The organism is Mesorhizobium kowhaii (genome assembly GCF_042431665.1).
In the GTDB taxonomy this organism is placed as follows: Bacteria; Pseudomonadota; Alphaproteobacteria; order Rhizobiales; family Rhizobiaceae; genus Mesorhizobium; species Mesorhizobium kowhaii.
Genome location: NZ_JBHLYT010000091.1, coordinates 1 through 15,835 on the forward strand (window position 1 = coordinate 1; position 15,835 = coordinate 15,835).

A 15,835-nucleotide genomic window follows, 5' to 3' on the forward strand; every position below is an offset into this window, starting at 1 on the left:
CTACAATCCCGGTTCGGCCTACAACTATCTGGCGGTCGGCGAGCAGGCGACGGTGCAGGCGAGCTACGCGATCTCCGACGGCCATGGCGGCACCTCGAATGCGGTGGCGACCATCGCCGTCACCGGCGTCAACGACGGCCCGACGGCGAGCAACGACGTTGCCGCAGTGAACGAAGACCAAACGGTGAGCGGCAATGTGATATCGGGCGCGATCGGCGGGGTGGGCCACGATATCGATCCGGACACGAGTGACGTACTTCATGTCTCAACGGTCAACGGAAGCGCGGGGAATATCGCGACCTCGCTTACCGGCGCATTTGGCACCCTGGTTCTTAGTGCAAACGGTACCTATGCTTATACTGCCGATGCCGATAGTTTGGATGCTGCGCCTGCGGGTCAACATTTCGTCGACACATTTAACTACACCGTTACCGACGGGCACGGTGGTACAAGCGCAGCAACATTGACGTTCAACATAACGACGCTTGCTGACGGCATTACTCTGACCGGAGGCAACGGCTCTGATAAGCTGAGCGGAGGTTCAGGCGATGACACCATCAATGGGGCGAACGGCGACGATACTCTTTCCGGCAACGACGGAGCTGACACTATCCATGGTGGAAATGGGAACGACACCATCTCCGGTGGTCAAAGCATTGACCACCTCTACGGAGACGCCGGCAATGACACTATAAATGGCGGAACAGGAAATGATTTCCTGTTTGGAGGTGCCGGCAAAGACGTCCTCACCGGCGATGCCGGAAACGATACGTTTATCTATACTGCGGCTTCTGAATCCACGCCTGGGGCAAGCAACTATGACGTGATCGCCGATTTCACCCATGCATCGGATCACTTCGATTTCACGTCGTTCGCCGGCGTAACATCAGCCAATGGTACTCCGCTCGTATCGGCAACCAGCCAAGTCGCAGCTCATTCGGTGGCTTGGTTCTTCGACACAGCCCACAACCAAACAGACGTATATGTTAACTTGAGCGGAGTCGCAGAGCTCGGTGGTGCAACAGATTCTGAGATCCATCTGAGCGGAATCGTTCCCCTTTCGAGCTCGGACTTTATGTTTCATCCATAAAAGGGCTGTACGCGATGGCGCTCCGTTACGTGGCGCCGGATTTTGGCTTCGGTGGCGGCGCGCAGTCCGTCGGCCCAGCTTCGAATGTCGCTTGAGTAAAACCTCCCCTAGCGGCAAAAGAACGACCGCCCACCGGAGTGTGCAATGAATCCGATTAGTTGACCGTTGCAATTGGCGTGTTGGCGCCGAGGCCGAGGACGTCGGGCTCGCCGCCGAATTATATAGATATTTCAATAGCCAGGACGAGAGCCTGTGAATCTTCAGTCCAAACCCTTTTTGCTTTTTGCGGGCTTCTCTGCAGTTCAATCTGCAGCAGAGCAAGTCGGTTCTGACGTTGTGATCAAATACGATGCGAGCAACAGATCACACTCAGCAACGTCGAATTGGCCCAGTTGGACATACTGAAACAGGTAGGCGGTGCTTTTACCGTCCAACGCGTAGGTATCCATTAGGCACCCCGTGATGATCCCACTGCACTGGCCCGACGGCGCTTGTGTATAATCCAGCGGACGACTTCCGCTTCGTCTGACTATTGAACGGCGGCAGGGACCTATGCGAAGCGGGCGCCCATATCAAGAGAGCGGATCGGTCTACCTCTCCCGGAACGCGCGCTGGAACGAATCCACGAGTGGTTTGGTGAGATAGGCCAGAAACGTTCGTTCGCCGGTTGAGATGAATGTTTCGACCGGCATGCCTGGATAGATCTGCTCGGGCTTGACCTGCGGTGGCAGCTTGTCGGCCATTTTCAGCCGGACCGTGAAGTAAGGCAGTCCCGTGCTGGGTGTGATCAGCCGATCCGCCGAAATGTAGAACACCTTTCCGGGCACCTTCGGCGTCGTGCGCGCATTGAGCGCCGTGAACATCATGTTCGCATCCTGCCCCACCCGGATTGAGTCGATGTCTTCGGGCTTTATCTTGGCCTCAATGATGAGCTCGTTGGTGGTCGGCAGAAGCTCCATAACCACCTCCCCCGCTCGGATGACGCTGCCTTCGGCATTGTAAAGCGATCGGACGATAATACCGTCCACCGGCGCCCGGATGGTCGTCCGCTCCAGGACTGATCGAGCGGCGTTGATTTGTTCTTCAAGGTCTGCCACCTGCGCGCGCGCCTTGTTCAATTCGGTATCGGCATCCTCAACCCGGCTGGTTGTAAGCCGTTCAATCTGCTGACGCGCTTCCACAGTCTGCGTGGCCGAGCTGGCAATCTGTGCTTCCAGAGATCCTGACTGGCCGACCAGCTCGGCGGTGCTGCGCAGAAGATCGGTATATTCGGAACGATTGGTGAGTCCTTTCTTCAGCAGGTCTTTTTTTCTTTCCGTCTCCTCGTTGACGATCGCAAGCTGATTTTCCGCTGCCTCCTTCTGAGCCTTTAACCCGACAACGGCGTCCTGAAGAGCTGCCACCCTTTGCTGCAGTATCCCCTGTTCCGCGCCGTAACGAGCTAGTCGCGCCTGAAATTCCTTGTTTTGCTCTCGGAAGACACCGCTATATTCGGAGGCGCCTGAATAGGCTCCCAGGTCACTGGACAAGACAATTTTCTCAAGGCCGTCGCGCTCCGCTTCGAGCCGAGAAATTTCAGCTTTTTGTGCAACCCACTGCTTGAGGACGCGGTTGAGCTGCGACTGCGCCACCGTCGGATCGAGCACGATCAGGGCCTGGCCTCTTAAGACCCTGTCACCCTCGCGAACTCTAATGCTGCCGACAACACCTCCTTCGAGGTGCTGGATCATGACATTCTGCCCTGCTGCTGCGACCACACCCGGCGCGATCGTTGCTCCGGCAATCGGTGCAGTGGCTGCCCAGAACCCGAAGCCGAGCACGAAAACGGCCACGCTTGCATATCCCGCCAGCGTGATCCGATCCGTGCGTGTATCGATGTCGCGCTGCCAGCGATACGTCTTGGCGCCCGTCTGGATGGTTTGGCTAGGAACCGTCATTGGCGACTTTTACCTCCACGCGAGCAGGTGACGGGAAAGGCACCACTCCTTCGTTGTCATGCGACTGAGCGGCCGCGGCCGCCGCCGCTTGGCCCCGTCGCTGGGCAAGTTGGTCGAGCACGTCCTTGGTCAAACCGTAGATCTCGACCTGGCCATTGCGCAGCATGAGGATGCGATCGCATTTGGCTGCGAGGGAGGGACGGTGGGTTATGACGAGCACGGTCGTTTTTCGTGAACGCGCCTGGATGATCGCCCGCTCGAGTGCGGCTTCGCCGTCGGAATCAAGATTCGCATTGGGCTCGTCGAGAACCAGGACCTTGGGATCGCCGTAAAAGGCGCGTGCGAGCCCAATGCGCTGACGCTCGCCACCCGAGAGGCGAACGCCGGTCGGGCCGATCACCGTCGAATATCCGTCCCTCTGACCCAGGATAAGCTCATGCACCTGCGCCTGCTGGGCTGCTTGAACCAATTTCTCATCAGGCGCATTTGGCTCAAAACGCGCAATGTTCTGGCCGATGGTTCCGGGGAAGAGTTCCACATCCTGCGGAAGGTAGCCAATATGACGGCCGAGTTCCTCCGGATCCCAGTTTCGAATATCGCCGCCATCGATGCGGATTACCCCGGAACGCGGCTCAATGGCACCGACGATGAGCCGCGCCAGCGTCGATTTTCCGGCCTGGCTCGGGCCGACGATCGCGACTGTTTCGCCGGCGCCGACTTCAAAGGTCAAGCGCTTTATCAGCGGCAGCGATCCGTCGGCCGAACCTGGAAGATGATAGACAATTTGATCTGCGCTCAACGCCCCTTGAGGCGTTGGCAACGCAACATTGTCCTTTGGCGCGGACCTCGATTGGACAGCTGAAAGCCGCTTCCATGCAAGATTGGCATCGACGACCTGCCGCCAACTTCCAATGATCTGATCAAGAGGTTGCAAGGCGCGCGCCGAAATCATCGACGACGCAAATATCATACCGGCGGTCATCTCGTTGTGCAGAACCAGATAAGCGCCGACGCCCAATATCGCGATTTGCAGTACCGATCGTGTGGTGCGGGACACACCACCGTAAAATGCGTTAGTGCGAGCAAGCCCATCCGAGGCGTGTAGAGAGCCGGAAAAACGGGTGCCCCAGAACTCTATCGCATTAGACACCATGCCGAGCGCGCGAACCGTTTCGAAGTTTCGCGCGAAGGCCTGCGCCGAATTCATTGCGGCGCTAAGATTCTCCGCCGCCTCCTTGCCAGGCCGCGAACTGGCGACCTGGTTCAGCACGGCTAAGGAAACCATGAGAACCGCTCCGACGACCGTTACAAGGAAGAGCAACGGGTGGATGAAATAAAGCAGGCCCACGAAGATTGGCCCAAAAGGAAGGTCGAAGAGAAAGAAAATCGTTCGTGAAGCGATGAAACCTCGCAGGGTGGCTAAGTCTCGCAAGGCTTGAACATCGCCGAGTCCAGCGCGTGGGCCACTCATTGCGGCGAGAAAAGAAGATGCACCCAAAGAGACATCCAGTCGCGCGGCGAGTCGGCTTGCATACACGCCCCGCACGACTTCGAGCACTCCGAAAAGCAAAAGCGACGCAAGCGCCAGCAAGGTTAGGTAGGTTAGAGTATCCAGGTTGGCGGCGGGCAAAACCCGATCATATACCTGCAGCATGTAGAGGGGCAGAATTAACACCAGGGTGTTCATCACCGCGGAGAAGAGGCCCATTTCGACCACGCTCCTCGATAGCACCCTTCTATTTGTGGAATTGGACATCCCGAAATTGCCCCCCCCGGGAACAGGCAGTCACATTAGACAATCTTTATATATCATGCAGCCTTGTGATGCTATCGGCTCCATACTCATGGGGTGGCTATTGTAAGTACGAAGGCTGAGGCACGGGCGCACGTCGCCGGCTGCAAGCTGATTGGGCAGCTGATTGGTGAGCCCGACCAGCTGACCACACTATTGGCTCTTGACGCCCGCGATCGCCGTAATGGGCGTGCAGCAAATTTCTTACGTGACACGCACGTGCCGCGTCACCTGGCCATTGCTCTCCCAGTATGGAGAGCATGAGGAATTGGCATGGTGCGGCGTTTCCACGACACTGCCGGGGCGTAACCCATTCGATCACTGGCACGACATTAGCCCCAATGTGCTGTCGCGGGCGGGAAACATCTTCAAGCGGAGCTTCAAGAAATGTCCCAATCAGGATTCGGATTGGCTACCGAACATCGGCAGATTTTCTAAGCGAACCAGGAGGGTTGAGCCAGTTCTCATCCCCGAAAGTAATCGAACGAGATCCACTTGCCGATGTACGCCGGTCTTGTCGAAGACCAACCTAAGTTGGCCACGAACGGTATCAATTGCCACTCCCCTGATCTTGGCAATATCGCGGAGTGTCTTGCCTCTTGTAATCTCGCGTGCGACAGATGCTTCAGCGACCGTCAAATCAAACAGTCCCTCCAAGATTTTTGGGTCTATTGCGGTATCTTCTTCCGCGGAAGTGATGATGAGGAGCATGTCAGCAATCGCGAAAATATCACGGCTGGCACCGACAATCGGCAAGACATGCACGATCATCGCGCAGCGCTCAGCCGTGGCGGCAATTGGAAAGGTGCCTCCGTGACCGAACGACGTCTCAAGCAAATTATGCCAACTCACATCGGCCGTGGTTTGCGTGAATGTTAGCCGCAACCGCCGATCCTGCACGACGTCGGGCACCAGCTTTTCGAAGCCTTGATTGGAGAAGATTAGTCGTCCGCGACTCAGAGCGGCGGTAGGCAGGCCGATCATGTTGAAGGCTTCGACGGCACCTCGGACCTGTTCGAAGCGTAGGCGCGCGGTAAGCAGGGAAGAGCGAGCCAGGTGCGGCCGCAATGCTGTCAAGCGGTTGGCCACGTCTGGACTAAGCGGGCCATCATCGTATTTCCGATGGACGGACAATTTGATGATGTCACCAGCTGGCGACGTAATCGACGTGCCGGCATGCCAATAGACTCCCTGAGGCCGCATAAATTCCTGATAGTAGCGGCTCTGCCGCATCTGCTCGACGGACAAGACCTCAGTATCCAGAAGGAATCTCGGTTCATCAAAGCGTGCTCGCCGCTCGGGTGTTTCGAGATACGGGTTACTCGCAACCCAATTCTCGCGGACATAAATTTCCATCTTTTGAAAACAGGGCTCGTTCGCCGTCCAGCCGCTAATCCCGTTCTTGTCCACAGCGAAGAAGGCGGCGTCGGTGCAATCACCGACTTTGGCCAGCAGATCCAGAACACCTCGACCCGTCCATAGGCTTGGCACGACTGCCGCCTCGTAGATACGGTCGATCAGGTTGGCATCCATGAGAAGAATTCCAAAAAAGTGTCCAAGTAGGCCGAGTTGTGTACTTCACTGTGCACTGCAGACGAAAGCTAACTTCGGCCGATCGTGAGCCCCGCTAACAAGATTGGCAAGCCCGGCGATGAACTCCGCGACTCTTGCTCAACGCAAGCGCCGACCTAGATGCCGCAATGGGCCGGCCTTCGAGAGCATAGCCAGGTTGGGTGGCTGTCCCTCAGAATGATGGTGTTGAAACGCAGGCCGAGCGATCGGCTCCAAGCATCATGAGATGACCAGCCATGGAACACTATGTGGGAATTGATGTCTCTTAATGGATGTGGACCGCCAAGCCGATCTGGATCGCGGGCTCGGGCCGTTTGTCGCGGCGCTAGGTGTGGAGCCTCAACAGGTTGTCCGGGGTTGATGCGAGGCGACTGATCGGTGTTTTGGACTTTAAGCTGCTGTGGGGCCGATGCCAATTGTAGCGGTGGAGCCAGACGGGCAGTTCGGTGGCGCGGTGGTCCGAGGTCGGATAGCCGATTGCATAGGCCCGCAACGCGGTCTGGATGAAGCGCTCGGCCTTGCCACACCGACCTGGCCTTCAGGCTCGCCTGCGGGCGGCTGCCCGACAGCGGGATTGATCTGTGCTCCAGCCGACCTGCTCGCGCCTGGAGAACCTGCCGACGGCGCACCGTTATCCGGCTCGGCTGGGTGCTGTGTCGAGTTATGCCGCGCCGCCCAAAACCGTGACGCTCGACATCGACGACACGGTGGAGGTCGTTCACGGCCATCAGCAGCTCTCGCGCTTCAACGCCCATCATTACGACGAGCGCTGCTTCCTGCCGATCCACATCTATGACGCCGCGACCGGACGTCCGGTCGCCATGATCCTGCGTCCTGGCAGACCCCCACGGGCAAGGAGATCCGCAGCCATCTGCGCCAGCTTGTCCGGCGCATCCGCGCCCGCTGGCCGGCCACCCGCATCATGGTCCGCGGCGACAGTCACTATGGCCGAGCCGAGGTCATGGCCTGGTGCGAGAACAATGCGCTCGAGTACCTCTTCGGATTGCCCGGCAACAAGGTACTCCAGCGTCTCGTCGATGAAGCCGCCGACGATATCCACACCCGCCGCGCGCTCGAGCAGAAGCCGGTGCTGCGCGGCTATGCCGAGACCCGATACAAGGCGAAATCCTGGAAGATGCAACGCCGCGCCTGCGCCCGCCTGTTCCGACAAATCGCTCTCACGCTGCAGCCCGCAGGACCATGAGCGCCGGGGCATCAAAGCCCCCGCCGAACCCAACCCTTGACCCTCCCGCCCGTTCAAAGTTCAGTCTCAGCTGCGGTGAAAAAGACGCCTCAGACCGGCATGACCGAACGCTCAGCGGCGCTCGAACCACAAGGCTCATGAATAGGACGGGCCAGGGCACCAGACAAGGGCACGGATGGATGTGTCCCGCCTACATCGCTGATTGGTCAGGAGATTGCAAGAGCGTTCAGCCGATGGTGGCGCGCGCTGTCGGTCGGCCACGATCAGCTTCATCCTTTACGTATCACCGGCGAGCCCAGGTACACGCTCAGCCTGCAATTGGCCAAACAGCATATCGACGTGACGGGCAACGCGGGCGCTCGGTTTAAGCCAATCCAATGGCAATTGCCTCAGCATCGCCGCACCCATGCAAGACAGAATCCGCTTTGCCGTCTTGCGAACACTTCGGTTCAGCCGTCGAGTCGAGTTCGACGGGTAGGCGACTGGGCATCAGGTAGCACAAAATCCGCTTCTCCACCGTTATTGCGGCGATCCGCACTGCATCGCTTTGTCTGCACATGGTGGCGGAGTAGACCAAGGTGTCTGTGACCTGCTTGAACGTGAGCAGATCAATGTAGATGCCGTCGCCTGGATTTATGTTGCCATAGTAGTGAATTTCCCGAGCGCGTGTGGTCCCGATAATTGGGCCAAAAAAGCATGCTTCTGCTCGGTCCGTAATGGATTGGTAGCTGGCGAAGTAGAGAAAGTCCGCCCCGTTAAAATCGGAATAGATGCAAGGTGTAAAAGCAAACCGCTTCTGGGCCGGAAACTGCCTATCGATTGGAGCCACCTGACGGCGGCTTGCGTTCGATTGACCGGGCTCGGCAATCGTGAACCCCCTTTCAACCGAGAGATTGCAACCGGTGTTCTTCCGGCGAACGAACGCCGAGCGCATCGTGATTTTACAAATGTTTTGACTGTTACACGACAGGACATGGCGGCTCAGATATCGGCCAACAGATTCCCGCGAAAGCTCAGACCTGATTGTGAGTTCGGCATCCTCGATGGCCCCGGTCAGAGCGCCATCAACCAACCGAACTTCAATAAAAACCGCGTACAGTCGACGACCGTGCACGTCCCGAAAATTCGGTCGGGTCAGTCCTTGCGAAGAAGCCAACAAGTTCCAGTGTATATGACCGCATTCTTTGAGGACCCATTGCTCCGACAGCCCCCCGAACGAGAGGTGGGGCATGCCAAGTACAATTACAATAGTGTGTCCGCACTCCGCAATCATGCTAGATCAAGCCACGCATATCCAACCGACGCATTCTCGTCTTCAACGTATCGAAGCGAGTGCGCAAAAGGGGGCTCGGCCTCCTTAAGAAGCCCCACAATTTCATCTCTAGATCGAAAGACAAGGAACCAATCTTGTAATAGCTCCATCGATGCACGGTTCGGAGCTCTAGCGAGAAAATTGGGCACCACGATTCGGCCCCCGGGATTCAACATCGAAATCAGCTTCCGGTTTAAGCGGACTGCCACATTGTGGCTAAGGTAATCATAGAGACCAGCCGCATAGATCAAGTCGAATCTGCAATCCATGCGGAGAAGACTGGTAACGTTCTTACAGATTACCTCAGATGCAAGTTTGGTATTTTTTACCAGGCTGCAGCTTTGGGGATCCTGATCGAGATAGGTTACTTCAAGCCGCGAAAAAAGTTCAGTATCGGCAAGAAGGTCGGCCTCGCGGAAGTGTCCGCCGGCGACGACGAAAACGCGGCCCCCATTTCTCCGCGTCGCGATCCGTAGAAGCTCCTTCGAAAAGAAGGATCTTCTGTCCCGAACGGCCTTCGCTGCGGGCGAAGTTACCCAATAGTTGTAGATTGCCTGACCCAATGGGCTTGAGCAACGTACCGCCTCGGTAATTGAATGGTGACGATACAGGAAGTCGATGAGAACGGCGTCTCCTGGATACCCGCGGGGCTTCTCAGCGGATCGCGCCGAGAAAGGATCCTCTTGCGAGCGAGAAAAAAATGAGTGCTGCCTAAGAAACGGAATTACCTCGTCAGTCCAGCTTTCCGGGCTAATCAAGCGCCGTTCCTGATCGAGTGAGCGAAGCATGATGTCTCCAAACACTCTAACGTTGCCGACTTTGAGAGCGCAATCGGCCTGCTCGGCAACATCTTGGAAGCGCTGCAACTGGACGGCGCCAAGAAGTGGATCGCGATCGAAATTAGCATCATCCATAAGTTTATCGCTTTTCGCGCCCTCAATTGTGTCGTTGCGGCCAAGGGGTGGATGGCTTGTTGAGCCGCTGGACCGAGTTGGGTTGCCGAACTTCATGGCCGTTGTCGCCTCTGCCATAGCAATTTCCGATCAAGTTAAGAGCGGTTGGTCGTCAATCAGGCTCGATCTCTTGGCCCGAGTGCCCGCTCGAGGAGTCGCGGTTGATGTCGAAGATTACAAACGCCTAATGGACTCTGCATGACCCAAATGGGTTAGATGGCGGATCGGCAGTGAAGCGGAGTTAGTGCGGCATCCTCGGCCGTGAAGCATTGTCTCGATTGGACCCGCCGCTGCAAAACATCAAATCGTCATATTCAAACCGAAAGCGGGCAGCATCTCGTGCCAGCTCATTCTCGTGAGGATCGAGTCGCGGGCAGCCTGGGCCACCGCGACGCCTCGATCCTTGATCAATCTCAGCGCCTCAAGCTTGAACTCGCGGCTGAACTTCCGCCTTTGCATTCCAACTCTCCAATTCCGTCAACCCCTGGCGCGATAGACGGGCCCCGCCTATCCTTTGAGCATGGGGGGCGGCTTGGTTGGTTCTGTTGCAAACTTTCCGCTAATGCGGATCTGGCATGAGATGGTCCCCCATTGTATGAGATCGTTTCATCTTCAAAGGCCGTCATTCCGATCGAGACCGGAGACTTCTCTGGGGTTCTGCGGCTCGAAGTAGAGGCAGTTTGGGCTTGAACAGTGAAGGCACCTGCGGCTCTGACTGTCGCGGCCGATGCCTGCCGCAAGCTAGGCCAGCTCGCTGTCCGTGGCGTCCTTGAGCCATAGATGGAGGCCGTCATATCGTCGCCGCGGATCAGTGCGGCGAAGCGTCGGGCGAGTTCGCCCGCCACTGCAAGCTCCGGCGCTGTTTCGTAGAGATGGTGCAAGAACCGCCCGGTCAGCTCATCGAGCGACGCCGGGTCTTCGCTCAGCAGCCATGCGCAGTTGCGGCGCGATGGCGGCCGCCACTGCGAGTTTGGTGGAGCGGTCGATGACCGCTCCTTGCGGGCGGCGATCCACCTGTAGACGGTCGCCTTGCTGCCTTCAAAGCCGCGGCGCTTGATTTCGCTCCACAGCTGCAACCCGTTTTGCTGGCCTGTATAGCGCGACAATATATGGACCCCGCCCGATTGCACCGCCAGCTGCTCGAAGAGCTTTCGTCGCAGCCGCGCTCGAAGCAAAGATTCTGCGAAGCGATTAAAAAGCTGAGATGCTCAGGATTTTCTCCTTCGCATCGCTGCTAGCTTCTTTTTGATTGGCGGGGCTTTCCGCTCATACGCTTTGTTCAGGGCGGTCATGACCTGAGTCGGGGCCTTCCAAGCACCGATTTGGCTGGTTAGGGTTTGCAGGGGCGCGAACAACCGGATGAACGAACGCGATGATGCTGAAAAAACTGCGCGACTGTTGGGGGTTTAGCCCGACCGTCGATAGGAACGTCGCCCTGGTCGAAGGCTTTCTCAAGGGCAAGCGCTACGCCGATCTGGCGCAGGAACATGGCTTGTCGTCAACGAGGGTGCGCCAAATCATCGAGAGGGCCGATCGGCTCGTGGGCGGCGGCATCCTGACCGAGGCTAAACCGTCCAAGGCCTCGCCTCGAACGGAATACATGGTCGACTATCCGTATGTGTGGAAGCTGGCCGAGATGCACCGGCTCGGTAGCGTCACGGCGCGCCACTTCTTTGCGGCATTGGAACGCGCTGGATCGCTGGAGCGGCTGGTTGACAAGATGAAGCGATTGCCCGGGGGCGCACGAACAATACGTGAGTTGGCTCGCCTTGTGTGGCAAAAGGAGACGGGCGAGAGCCCGTGGCCTGCAATGAAGCGATCAAGCATTGCGATCGTGGAACCAATGTGCCCGGTTGACCATCCGGACCGTGGCCTTCAATGCCAGCTGGCCTTGGAACCGGCCCTCCAGGACTTGGTTGAGCGCGCAGCGGAATCCGGATGGACCGAAGAAGAGATTGCCTACGTGCTCCTCGATCTCGCCGGCGCGCGCCTCAAGGGGTAGCTACCGAGCGGGGCGTTGTTTGAGATCGGGAAGGGAACTTCTGAAACAAAGAATTGAGCCATTTTGCCGAAAACGGCAACCTGGCGGTTCCGGCCGATTTGAAGCTGGACGCCTATTCCCACCACGCCCGTCACTACCTGTTTTTTCGGAAGCTTTCCGGTGACCGGATCGGCGGTCATAAGCATCCTGCATGATCGAATGGACGTGCGTGTGTGCTTGGCCGAGGATCTCCAGGCCCTGGAAGCGCGATCCGAACACAGGTAGTGGCCCAGTCGGTCCCAAGCTGATGCGCGTTTGGCGCCGCCGGTGGCCGCATCGAGCTTTTGGTCACTGGCCCGGGTAAGGCTACCAAAATCACTTCACGGTAACGGACTTCGCGAGATTGCGTGGCTGATTACGGCGTCGGAACGCATAAGCACGGCCGCATGGTAGCAAGCCGGACTTATCACGGGGTCAAAAAGCAACTTCAGGCAGGCAATTTTTTTCGTGTCCACGTTCCGCTGTTCCCTAAGATGGGGCGAACCACCAGGGAATGACGTGACACCTCTTGAGCTCAAGGTCACTGCCGCGCGCAGCCTTCTCTCCGTTACATGGGATGACGGTGCGGTCTCGCTGATCCCGGCCTCCACGCTGCGGACACGCAGCCGCGTGGCACAGCAGGTGCGGGCGCACATCGAAGGTAACAAACGCTCGTTCGACACCGTCACTGTGACGAGTGCAGAGGCTATCGGTTCCGTGTCCCGCAACTTCGTGTCGACAGTTGCATTATAAATCACATATCAATCTAACGTTGTATCATCAACAGAGTGGAACAGAATTGAGTTCACTGCGTGCTTCCCAGTAATAACCGTGATTGACGAGGTCGAGGCCCCACAGGAATGGATCTGATAGCTATGTCCAGCGGGATCGCGGACGGGATGCGGCTGCCTGCCGGGCAAGTACGCGTAGGCTGGAAACCCCTTTTTCGGCAGGTGCCGAGGACGCGATGTCGAGCCAATGGCCATAGAGCATGGTATCATAGGGATGGCGCGGTCCGGTACGTGCATTGCCCGGCGGTTGGCGACAATGTGGAAAGGCCGGCGCGGCGCAGCGATCGAACCTCGAAAATGGGCTTGTGGCCCGGCCGTCTGCTACCCGGCGATGTTGATTTTCGGTCGAACGATCAGGCCTTGCGATTTCTACCGTTTGCTGCGTTTATTTCCCAGTCTCAATAAGAACCGGCTTGGCTTGTTGCCAGGCCATTCTGCAATTTCGTTGTGAAGGAATACTATAGATGGCGACTGGAACCGTGAAGTGGTTCAACAGCACCAAGGGCTTCGGCTTCATTCAACCCGATGGTGGTGGTCCGGATGTGTTTGTCCATATTTCCGCTGTCGAGCGTGCCGGTCTTTCGACCCTCGCCGATGGTCAGAAGATCAATTATGAAATCGAGCAGGACCGGCGCACCGGCAAGTCGTCGGCCGGCAACCTCAGCAAAGCAGGCTGACTCTCCCGTGTCCCGGCGCAAGCCGGGAGGACGCAGTAGGTGGCGGACGGCACTGACAGCCGCTCAACAAGAGCAGCCGACTGCTGTCAGCCCATCGGGAATGGAAAAGACGTTGCAAGAAAGGCGGGGGCTCCCCGCCTTTTTTCGTCGGAGTTGAGTTTGACTGCTGTGCGCGCCAGAACGACCGCGGGCGATCAATCAGGCCGTGGCGTTCTTGCGGGTCCGCTTCACAGCCGTGCAGTGAAGAACCGCCGCAGCAATCAAACCTAGCCGCAGGCGGCGAGGTATAAATGCTCATCGAACATTTAGTGCCGATCCTTCTCGGAAAGGACTGAGGGTTTAAGCACTCGGTCAATGTATCGGTTGAAGGGCTCAATGAATGAATGCCATATGGCAATGGCCTTTTGGGAGCGAACTATGAAATGTCTTGGGGCAACCGCATTGGTTTTCTACGGTATCGCTGCGACCAGCGGAGCGCAGGCCGCCTGCTACGACATCTCGAAAGGGCAGCCGTCGGAGCTGAGCGGCGAATTCGATCGTCGGGTACTTCCCGGGCCACCGAACTACAAAGACGTGCAGGCCGGAGATCAGCCCGAGCCGACTTACTTACTGGAACTGGATGCCGACATCTGCCTTGAGGGCGAGGACTTTGCTGATCCCGAATCCAGTTTCCGCGAGGTTCACGTCGTGCCGGTCGGCGGCATGGACGGCGCCATGGCATCATTGATCGGACGCCGCGTGACTGTCGGCATCGTTGATCGATGGGCTGCAAATAACGCAAATCACAGAGCCCCGCTCATGGCCATTGTCGGTAGCATCGCGCCTGAAGAGGACTTCACTGAACAGTACGGCACCGCAGCGACCGTCGTGCGGGCGTTTTACCTGGCCCTCGGCACAGGGGACGGCAAGCAGGCGGCGCGGTTTGTAGTTCCAGAAAAGAGCGCCAAGGGTCCTCTCTCCGCAGCCGCCCTGAGTGACTTCTACGGAGGGATGCAGGCGCCGCTTAAGCTTCTCGGCGTCCAAGCGAAGGCAGAAGACTTGTTCTTCGTCAGCTATGCGTTCAGGAAGGGCGCGACGACATGCACTGGCCGCGCCGAAGTGAGGACAGTGAATAAGGGCGGCAAGGACTACATCGAAGGCATAAAAGCACTCGACGGCTGCTGATACGATTGAGCGGTTGAAGTGTCTGGTGGGCTTACGCTCGCATATCTCGAAGGCTCTTGGGACATCCCGATCACGATATTTTCGCTTATCCCAACCGCATTCGGGTCGGATTTCGCTGCGCCGCCGGCCCCGCAGTGAAGCCGAGGCATTCACTCGTGACTAAGCCATACATCGATGCGGTAGCGGTCAGAACCTTGCATGGGCAATAGACCGTCAGCGCGCGTTCCCACTCCGGCAGCTCGAAGGATCGGACGCATCTCCTCCAGCACCGCTCCGATTCTCCATTCCTCGGCGCTCGGCGAGGCATAGCCAACGGCCTTGGGCACCAGCGCACATTGCGGTGTCGTGTTCCTATCAAACTGTTCAATTCTGCCCGGAATGAGGCGCAACGATTCAAAAACATATTCGTTGATGGAACCGCGAAGTGAGTCCGCATCGACCGGGGCTCCGCTGCAGACATTGATATAGACCCAGCCTATCGGCCTCGGGTCGCCGGGAATCGATCGATAACTCACCTTGCGGCCGCTGATGTCCGGCGGCTCCGTGCGCGCGACTGCGGGTTTCGGCTGAACGGCGGGAGGCGCCTCGGGTGGGTTTGAGGGAGGACGATAACCAGCGATCAGGTTCCGCGTGGCTGCCGTCGAAAGCCGATTTTCGCTGGCGGAGCCTACGCTTGCCAAAAGCCGACAAATGCCGCCCTCGGTCGAGTGGTCAAACCCAACGCAGCCCGAACGCGAGGTGCAAAGGGAACGGCACGCCTCCAAGGGTGCGATGACCTGCGCACTGACGAGCCCGTTCAGTGAGGTCCCGGGATAGTCGAAGAACTCGGCCGTGGTCTGCGCGCCGATCGGTTGAATGCCAACCAGAAGGACGAGAGCTGCCAGAGAGGACCCGGCGACTCCGAGCAGGAGCTCTTGGAATCCGCAGCGAAAAAGATACGCAAACATGTTTCCCCCAGTCGCTGTTATTCTGCTTCAACCGCCAAGTCAGCGAAGTTCGCTGACTTGGCGTCATGACTAGCGAGGTGAAGGTCGAGTTGGACGGCCAGCCAGGAGCCTCATGACAGAATCGCGATCTTTCCTGTTGCCCCATTTTTCTTTTCCCGCAGGCAATGCCCCGTGGCTCTCGGCAATATCGGCTCGGCGCGACCGTAATTCTCCAGAATTTGCATTTCCAGCCCTAAATGGGGGATGCGCACCGCGAAATTGGAATCAAATTAGAAACTGTCGCTAAGACATGAAATAGGCCGCGGTCCGCTACAGGTTAAGCATCTGAGTCGAATCTACTTGAGGGCTCGTTGACACTGCGTTTTTTCCGTCGAAA

At 57.8% G+C, this 15,835-nt stretch carries 12 protein-coding genes and 3 pseudogenes; 7 read left to right on the forward strand and 8 right to left on the reverse strand.

Going from position 1 to position 15,835, the window contains the following annotated elements; genetic code table 11:
- Nucleotides 1-1,090: cadherin-like domain-containing protein (locus tag ACFFNA_RS34825; protein ID WP_378924408.1), on the forward strand; the 1,090-nt coding region annotated here is incomplete at its 5' end.
- Nucleotides 1,091-1,680: 590 nt separating this feature from the next.
- Here ACFFNA_RS34825 and ACFFNA_RS34830 read toward each other — a convergent pair.
- The 4 genes and pseudogenes from ACFFNA_RS34830 to ACFFNA_RS34845 all read right to left on the reverse strand — a co-directional run.
- On the reverse strand, nucleotides 1,681-3,027 hold the full coding sequence (locus tag ACFFNA_RS34830) for an HlyD family type I secretion periplasmic adaptor subunit (RefSeq protein ID WP_378924409.1): 1,347 nt from the start codon (nucleotides 3,025-3,027) through the stop codon (nucleotides 1,681-1,683).
- Nucleotides 3,014-4,783 (reverse strand): type I secretion system permease/ATPase, encoded by a 1,770-nt coding sequence (locus tag ACFFNA_RS34835; protein WP_378924410.1) that lies wholly within the window; start codon nucleotides 4,781-4,783, stop codon nucleotides 3,014-3,016. The genes ACFFNA_RS34830 and ACFFNA_RS34835 overlap by 14 nt, the downstream gene beginning before the upstream one ends.
- Before the next feature lie 432 nt (nucleotides 4,784-5,215).
- Nucleotides 5,216-6,352 carry a helix-turn-helix transcriptional regulator gene (locus ACFFNA_RS34840; protein ID WP_378924411.1) on the reverse strand — a complete coding sequence of 379 codons (1,137 nt, stop codon included), beginning with the start codon at nucleotides 6,350-6,352 and terminating at the stop codon, nucleotides 5,216-5,218.
- Between the two features lie 364 nt (nucleotides 6,353-6,716).
- Nucleotides 6,717-6,926: pseudogene (locus ACFFNA_RS34845) on the reverse strand (integrase core domain-containing protein); the annotation flags it as partial.
- Here ACFFNA_RS34845 and ACFFNA_RS34850 point away from each other — a divergent pair.
- Nucleotides 6,920-7,553, forward strand: a pseudogene (locus ACFFNA_RS34850) (transposase); the annotation flags it as partial. The pseudogenes ACFFNA_RS34845 and ACFFNA_RS34850 overlap by 7 nt on opposite strands.
- 406 nt (nucleotides 7,554-7,959) lie before the next feature.
- Here the strand turns inward: ACFFNA_RS34850 and ACFFNA_RS34855 are convergent.
- The 3 genes and pseudogenes from ACFFNA_RS34855 to ACFFNA_RS34865 all read right to left on the reverse strand — a co-directional run.
- On the reverse strand, nucleotides 7,960-8,868 hold the full coding sequence (locus tag ACFFNA_RS34855; protein WP_378924412.1) for a Pnap_2097 family protein: 909 nt from the start codon (nucleotides 8,866-8,868) through the stop codon (nucleotides 7,960-7,962).
- Complete coding sequence (locus ACFFNA_RS34860; RefSeq protein ID WP_378924413.1) at nucleotides 8,865-9,938, reverse strand: methyltransferase type 12; 1,074 nt, start codon at nucleotides 9,936-9,938, stop codon at nucleotides 8,865-8,867. The genes ACFFNA_RS34855 and ACFFNA_RS34860 overlap by 4 nt, the downstream gene beginning before the upstream one ends.
- A gap of 259 nt (nucleotides 9,939-10,197) precedes the next feature.
- Nucleotides 10,198-10,319 (reverse strand): annotated as a pseudogene (locus ACFFNA_RS34865) (transposase); the annotation flags it as partial.
- A 913-nt stretch (nucleotides 10,320-11,232) separates the two neighbouring features.
- Between ACFFNA_RS34865 and ACFFNA_RS34870 the strand changes: the two are divergent.
- The 5 genes from ACFFNA_RS34870 (at nucleotide 11,233) to ACFFNA_RS34890 (ending at nucleotide 14,512) form a co-directional block, all read left to right on the forward strand.
- Complete coding sequence (locus tag ACFFNA_RS34870) at nucleotides 11,233-11,862, forward strand: hypothetical protein (RefSeq protein WP_378924414.1); 630 nt, start codon at nucleotides 11,233-11,235, stop codon at nucleotides 11,860-11,862.
- A gap of 53 nt (nucleotides 11,863-11,915) precedes the next feature.
- A complete protein-coding gene (locus ACFFNA_RS34875) occupies nucleotides 11,916-12,056 on the forward strand; it encodes a hypothetical protein (protein WP_378924415.1) in 141 nt (46 codons plus the stop codon).
- Between the two features lie 343 nt (nucleotides 12,057-12,399).
- On the forward strand, nucleotides 12,400-12,633 hold the full coding sequence (locus ACFFNA_RS34880; RefSeq protein WP_378924416.1) for a gamma-butyrobetaine hydroxylase-like domain-containing protein: 234 nt from the start codon (nucleotides 12,400-12,402) through the stop codon (nucleotides 12,631-12,633).
- 502 nt (nucleotides 12,634-13,135) lie between these two features.
- On the forward strand, nucleotides 13,136-13,348 hold the full coding sequence (locus ACFFNA_RS34885) for a cold-shock protein (RefSeq protein WP_378924417.1): 213 nt from the start codon (nucleotides 13,136-13,138) through the stop codon (nucleotides 13,346-13,348).
- Nucleotides 13,349-13,765: 417 nt separating this feature from the next.
- Entirely contained in the window at nucleotides 13,766-14,512 is a 747-nt protein-coding gene (locus ACFFNA_RS34890) for a hypothetical protein (protein ID WP_378924418.1), read from the forward strand.
- Between the two features lie 149 nt (nucleotides 14,513-14,661).
- Here ACFFNA_RS34890 and ACFFNA_RS34895 read toward each other — a convergent pair whose 3' ends face one another.
- On the reverse strand, nucleotides 14,662-15,459 hold the full coding sequence (locus tag ACFFNA_RS34895; protein ID WP_378924419.1) for a PAN domain-containing protein: 798 nt from the start codon (nucleotides 15,457-15,459) through the stop codon (nucleotides 14,662-14,664).
- Nucleotides 15,460-15,835: the final 376 nt, after the last annotated feature.

Coding starts and splice junctions, on each gene's coding strand:
- ACFFNA_RS34830 (WP_378924409.1), bottom strand. CDS start 3,027: ATGACGGTTCCTAGCCAAACCATCCAGACGGGCGCCAAGACGTATCGC.
- ACFFNA_RS34835 (WP_378924410.1), bottom strand. CDS start 4,783: ATGTCCAATTCCACAAATAGAAGGGTGCTATCGAGGAGCGTGGTCGAA.
- ACFFNA_RS34840 (WP_378924411.1), bottom strand. CDS start 6,352: ATGGATGCCAACCTGATCGACCGTATCTACGAGGCGGCAGTCGTGCCA.
- ACFFNA_RS34855 (WP_378924412.1), bottom strand. CDS start 8,868: ATGATTGCGGAGTGCGGACACACTATTGTAATTGTACTTGGCATGCCC.
- ACFFNA_RS34860 (WP_378924413.1), bottom strand. CDS start 9,938: ATGGCAGAGGCGACAACGGCCATGAAGTTCGGCAACCCAACTCGGTCC.
- ACFFNA_RS34870 (WP_378924414.1), top strand. CDS start 11,233: ATGATGCTGAAAAAACTGCGCGACTGTTGGGGGTTTAGCCCGACCGTC.
- ACFFNA_RS34885 (WP_378924417.1), top strand. CDS start 13,136: ATGGCGACTGGAACCGTGAAGTGGTTCAACAGCACCAAGGGCTTCGGC.
- ACFFNA_RS34890 (WP_378924418.1), top strand. CDS start 13,766: ATGAAATGTCTTGGGGCAACCGCATTGGTTTTCTACGGTATCGCTGCG.
- ACFFNA_RS34895 (WP_378924419.1), bottom strand. CDS start 15,459: ATGTTTGCGTATCTTTTTCGCTGCGGATTCCAAGAGCTCCTGCTCGGA.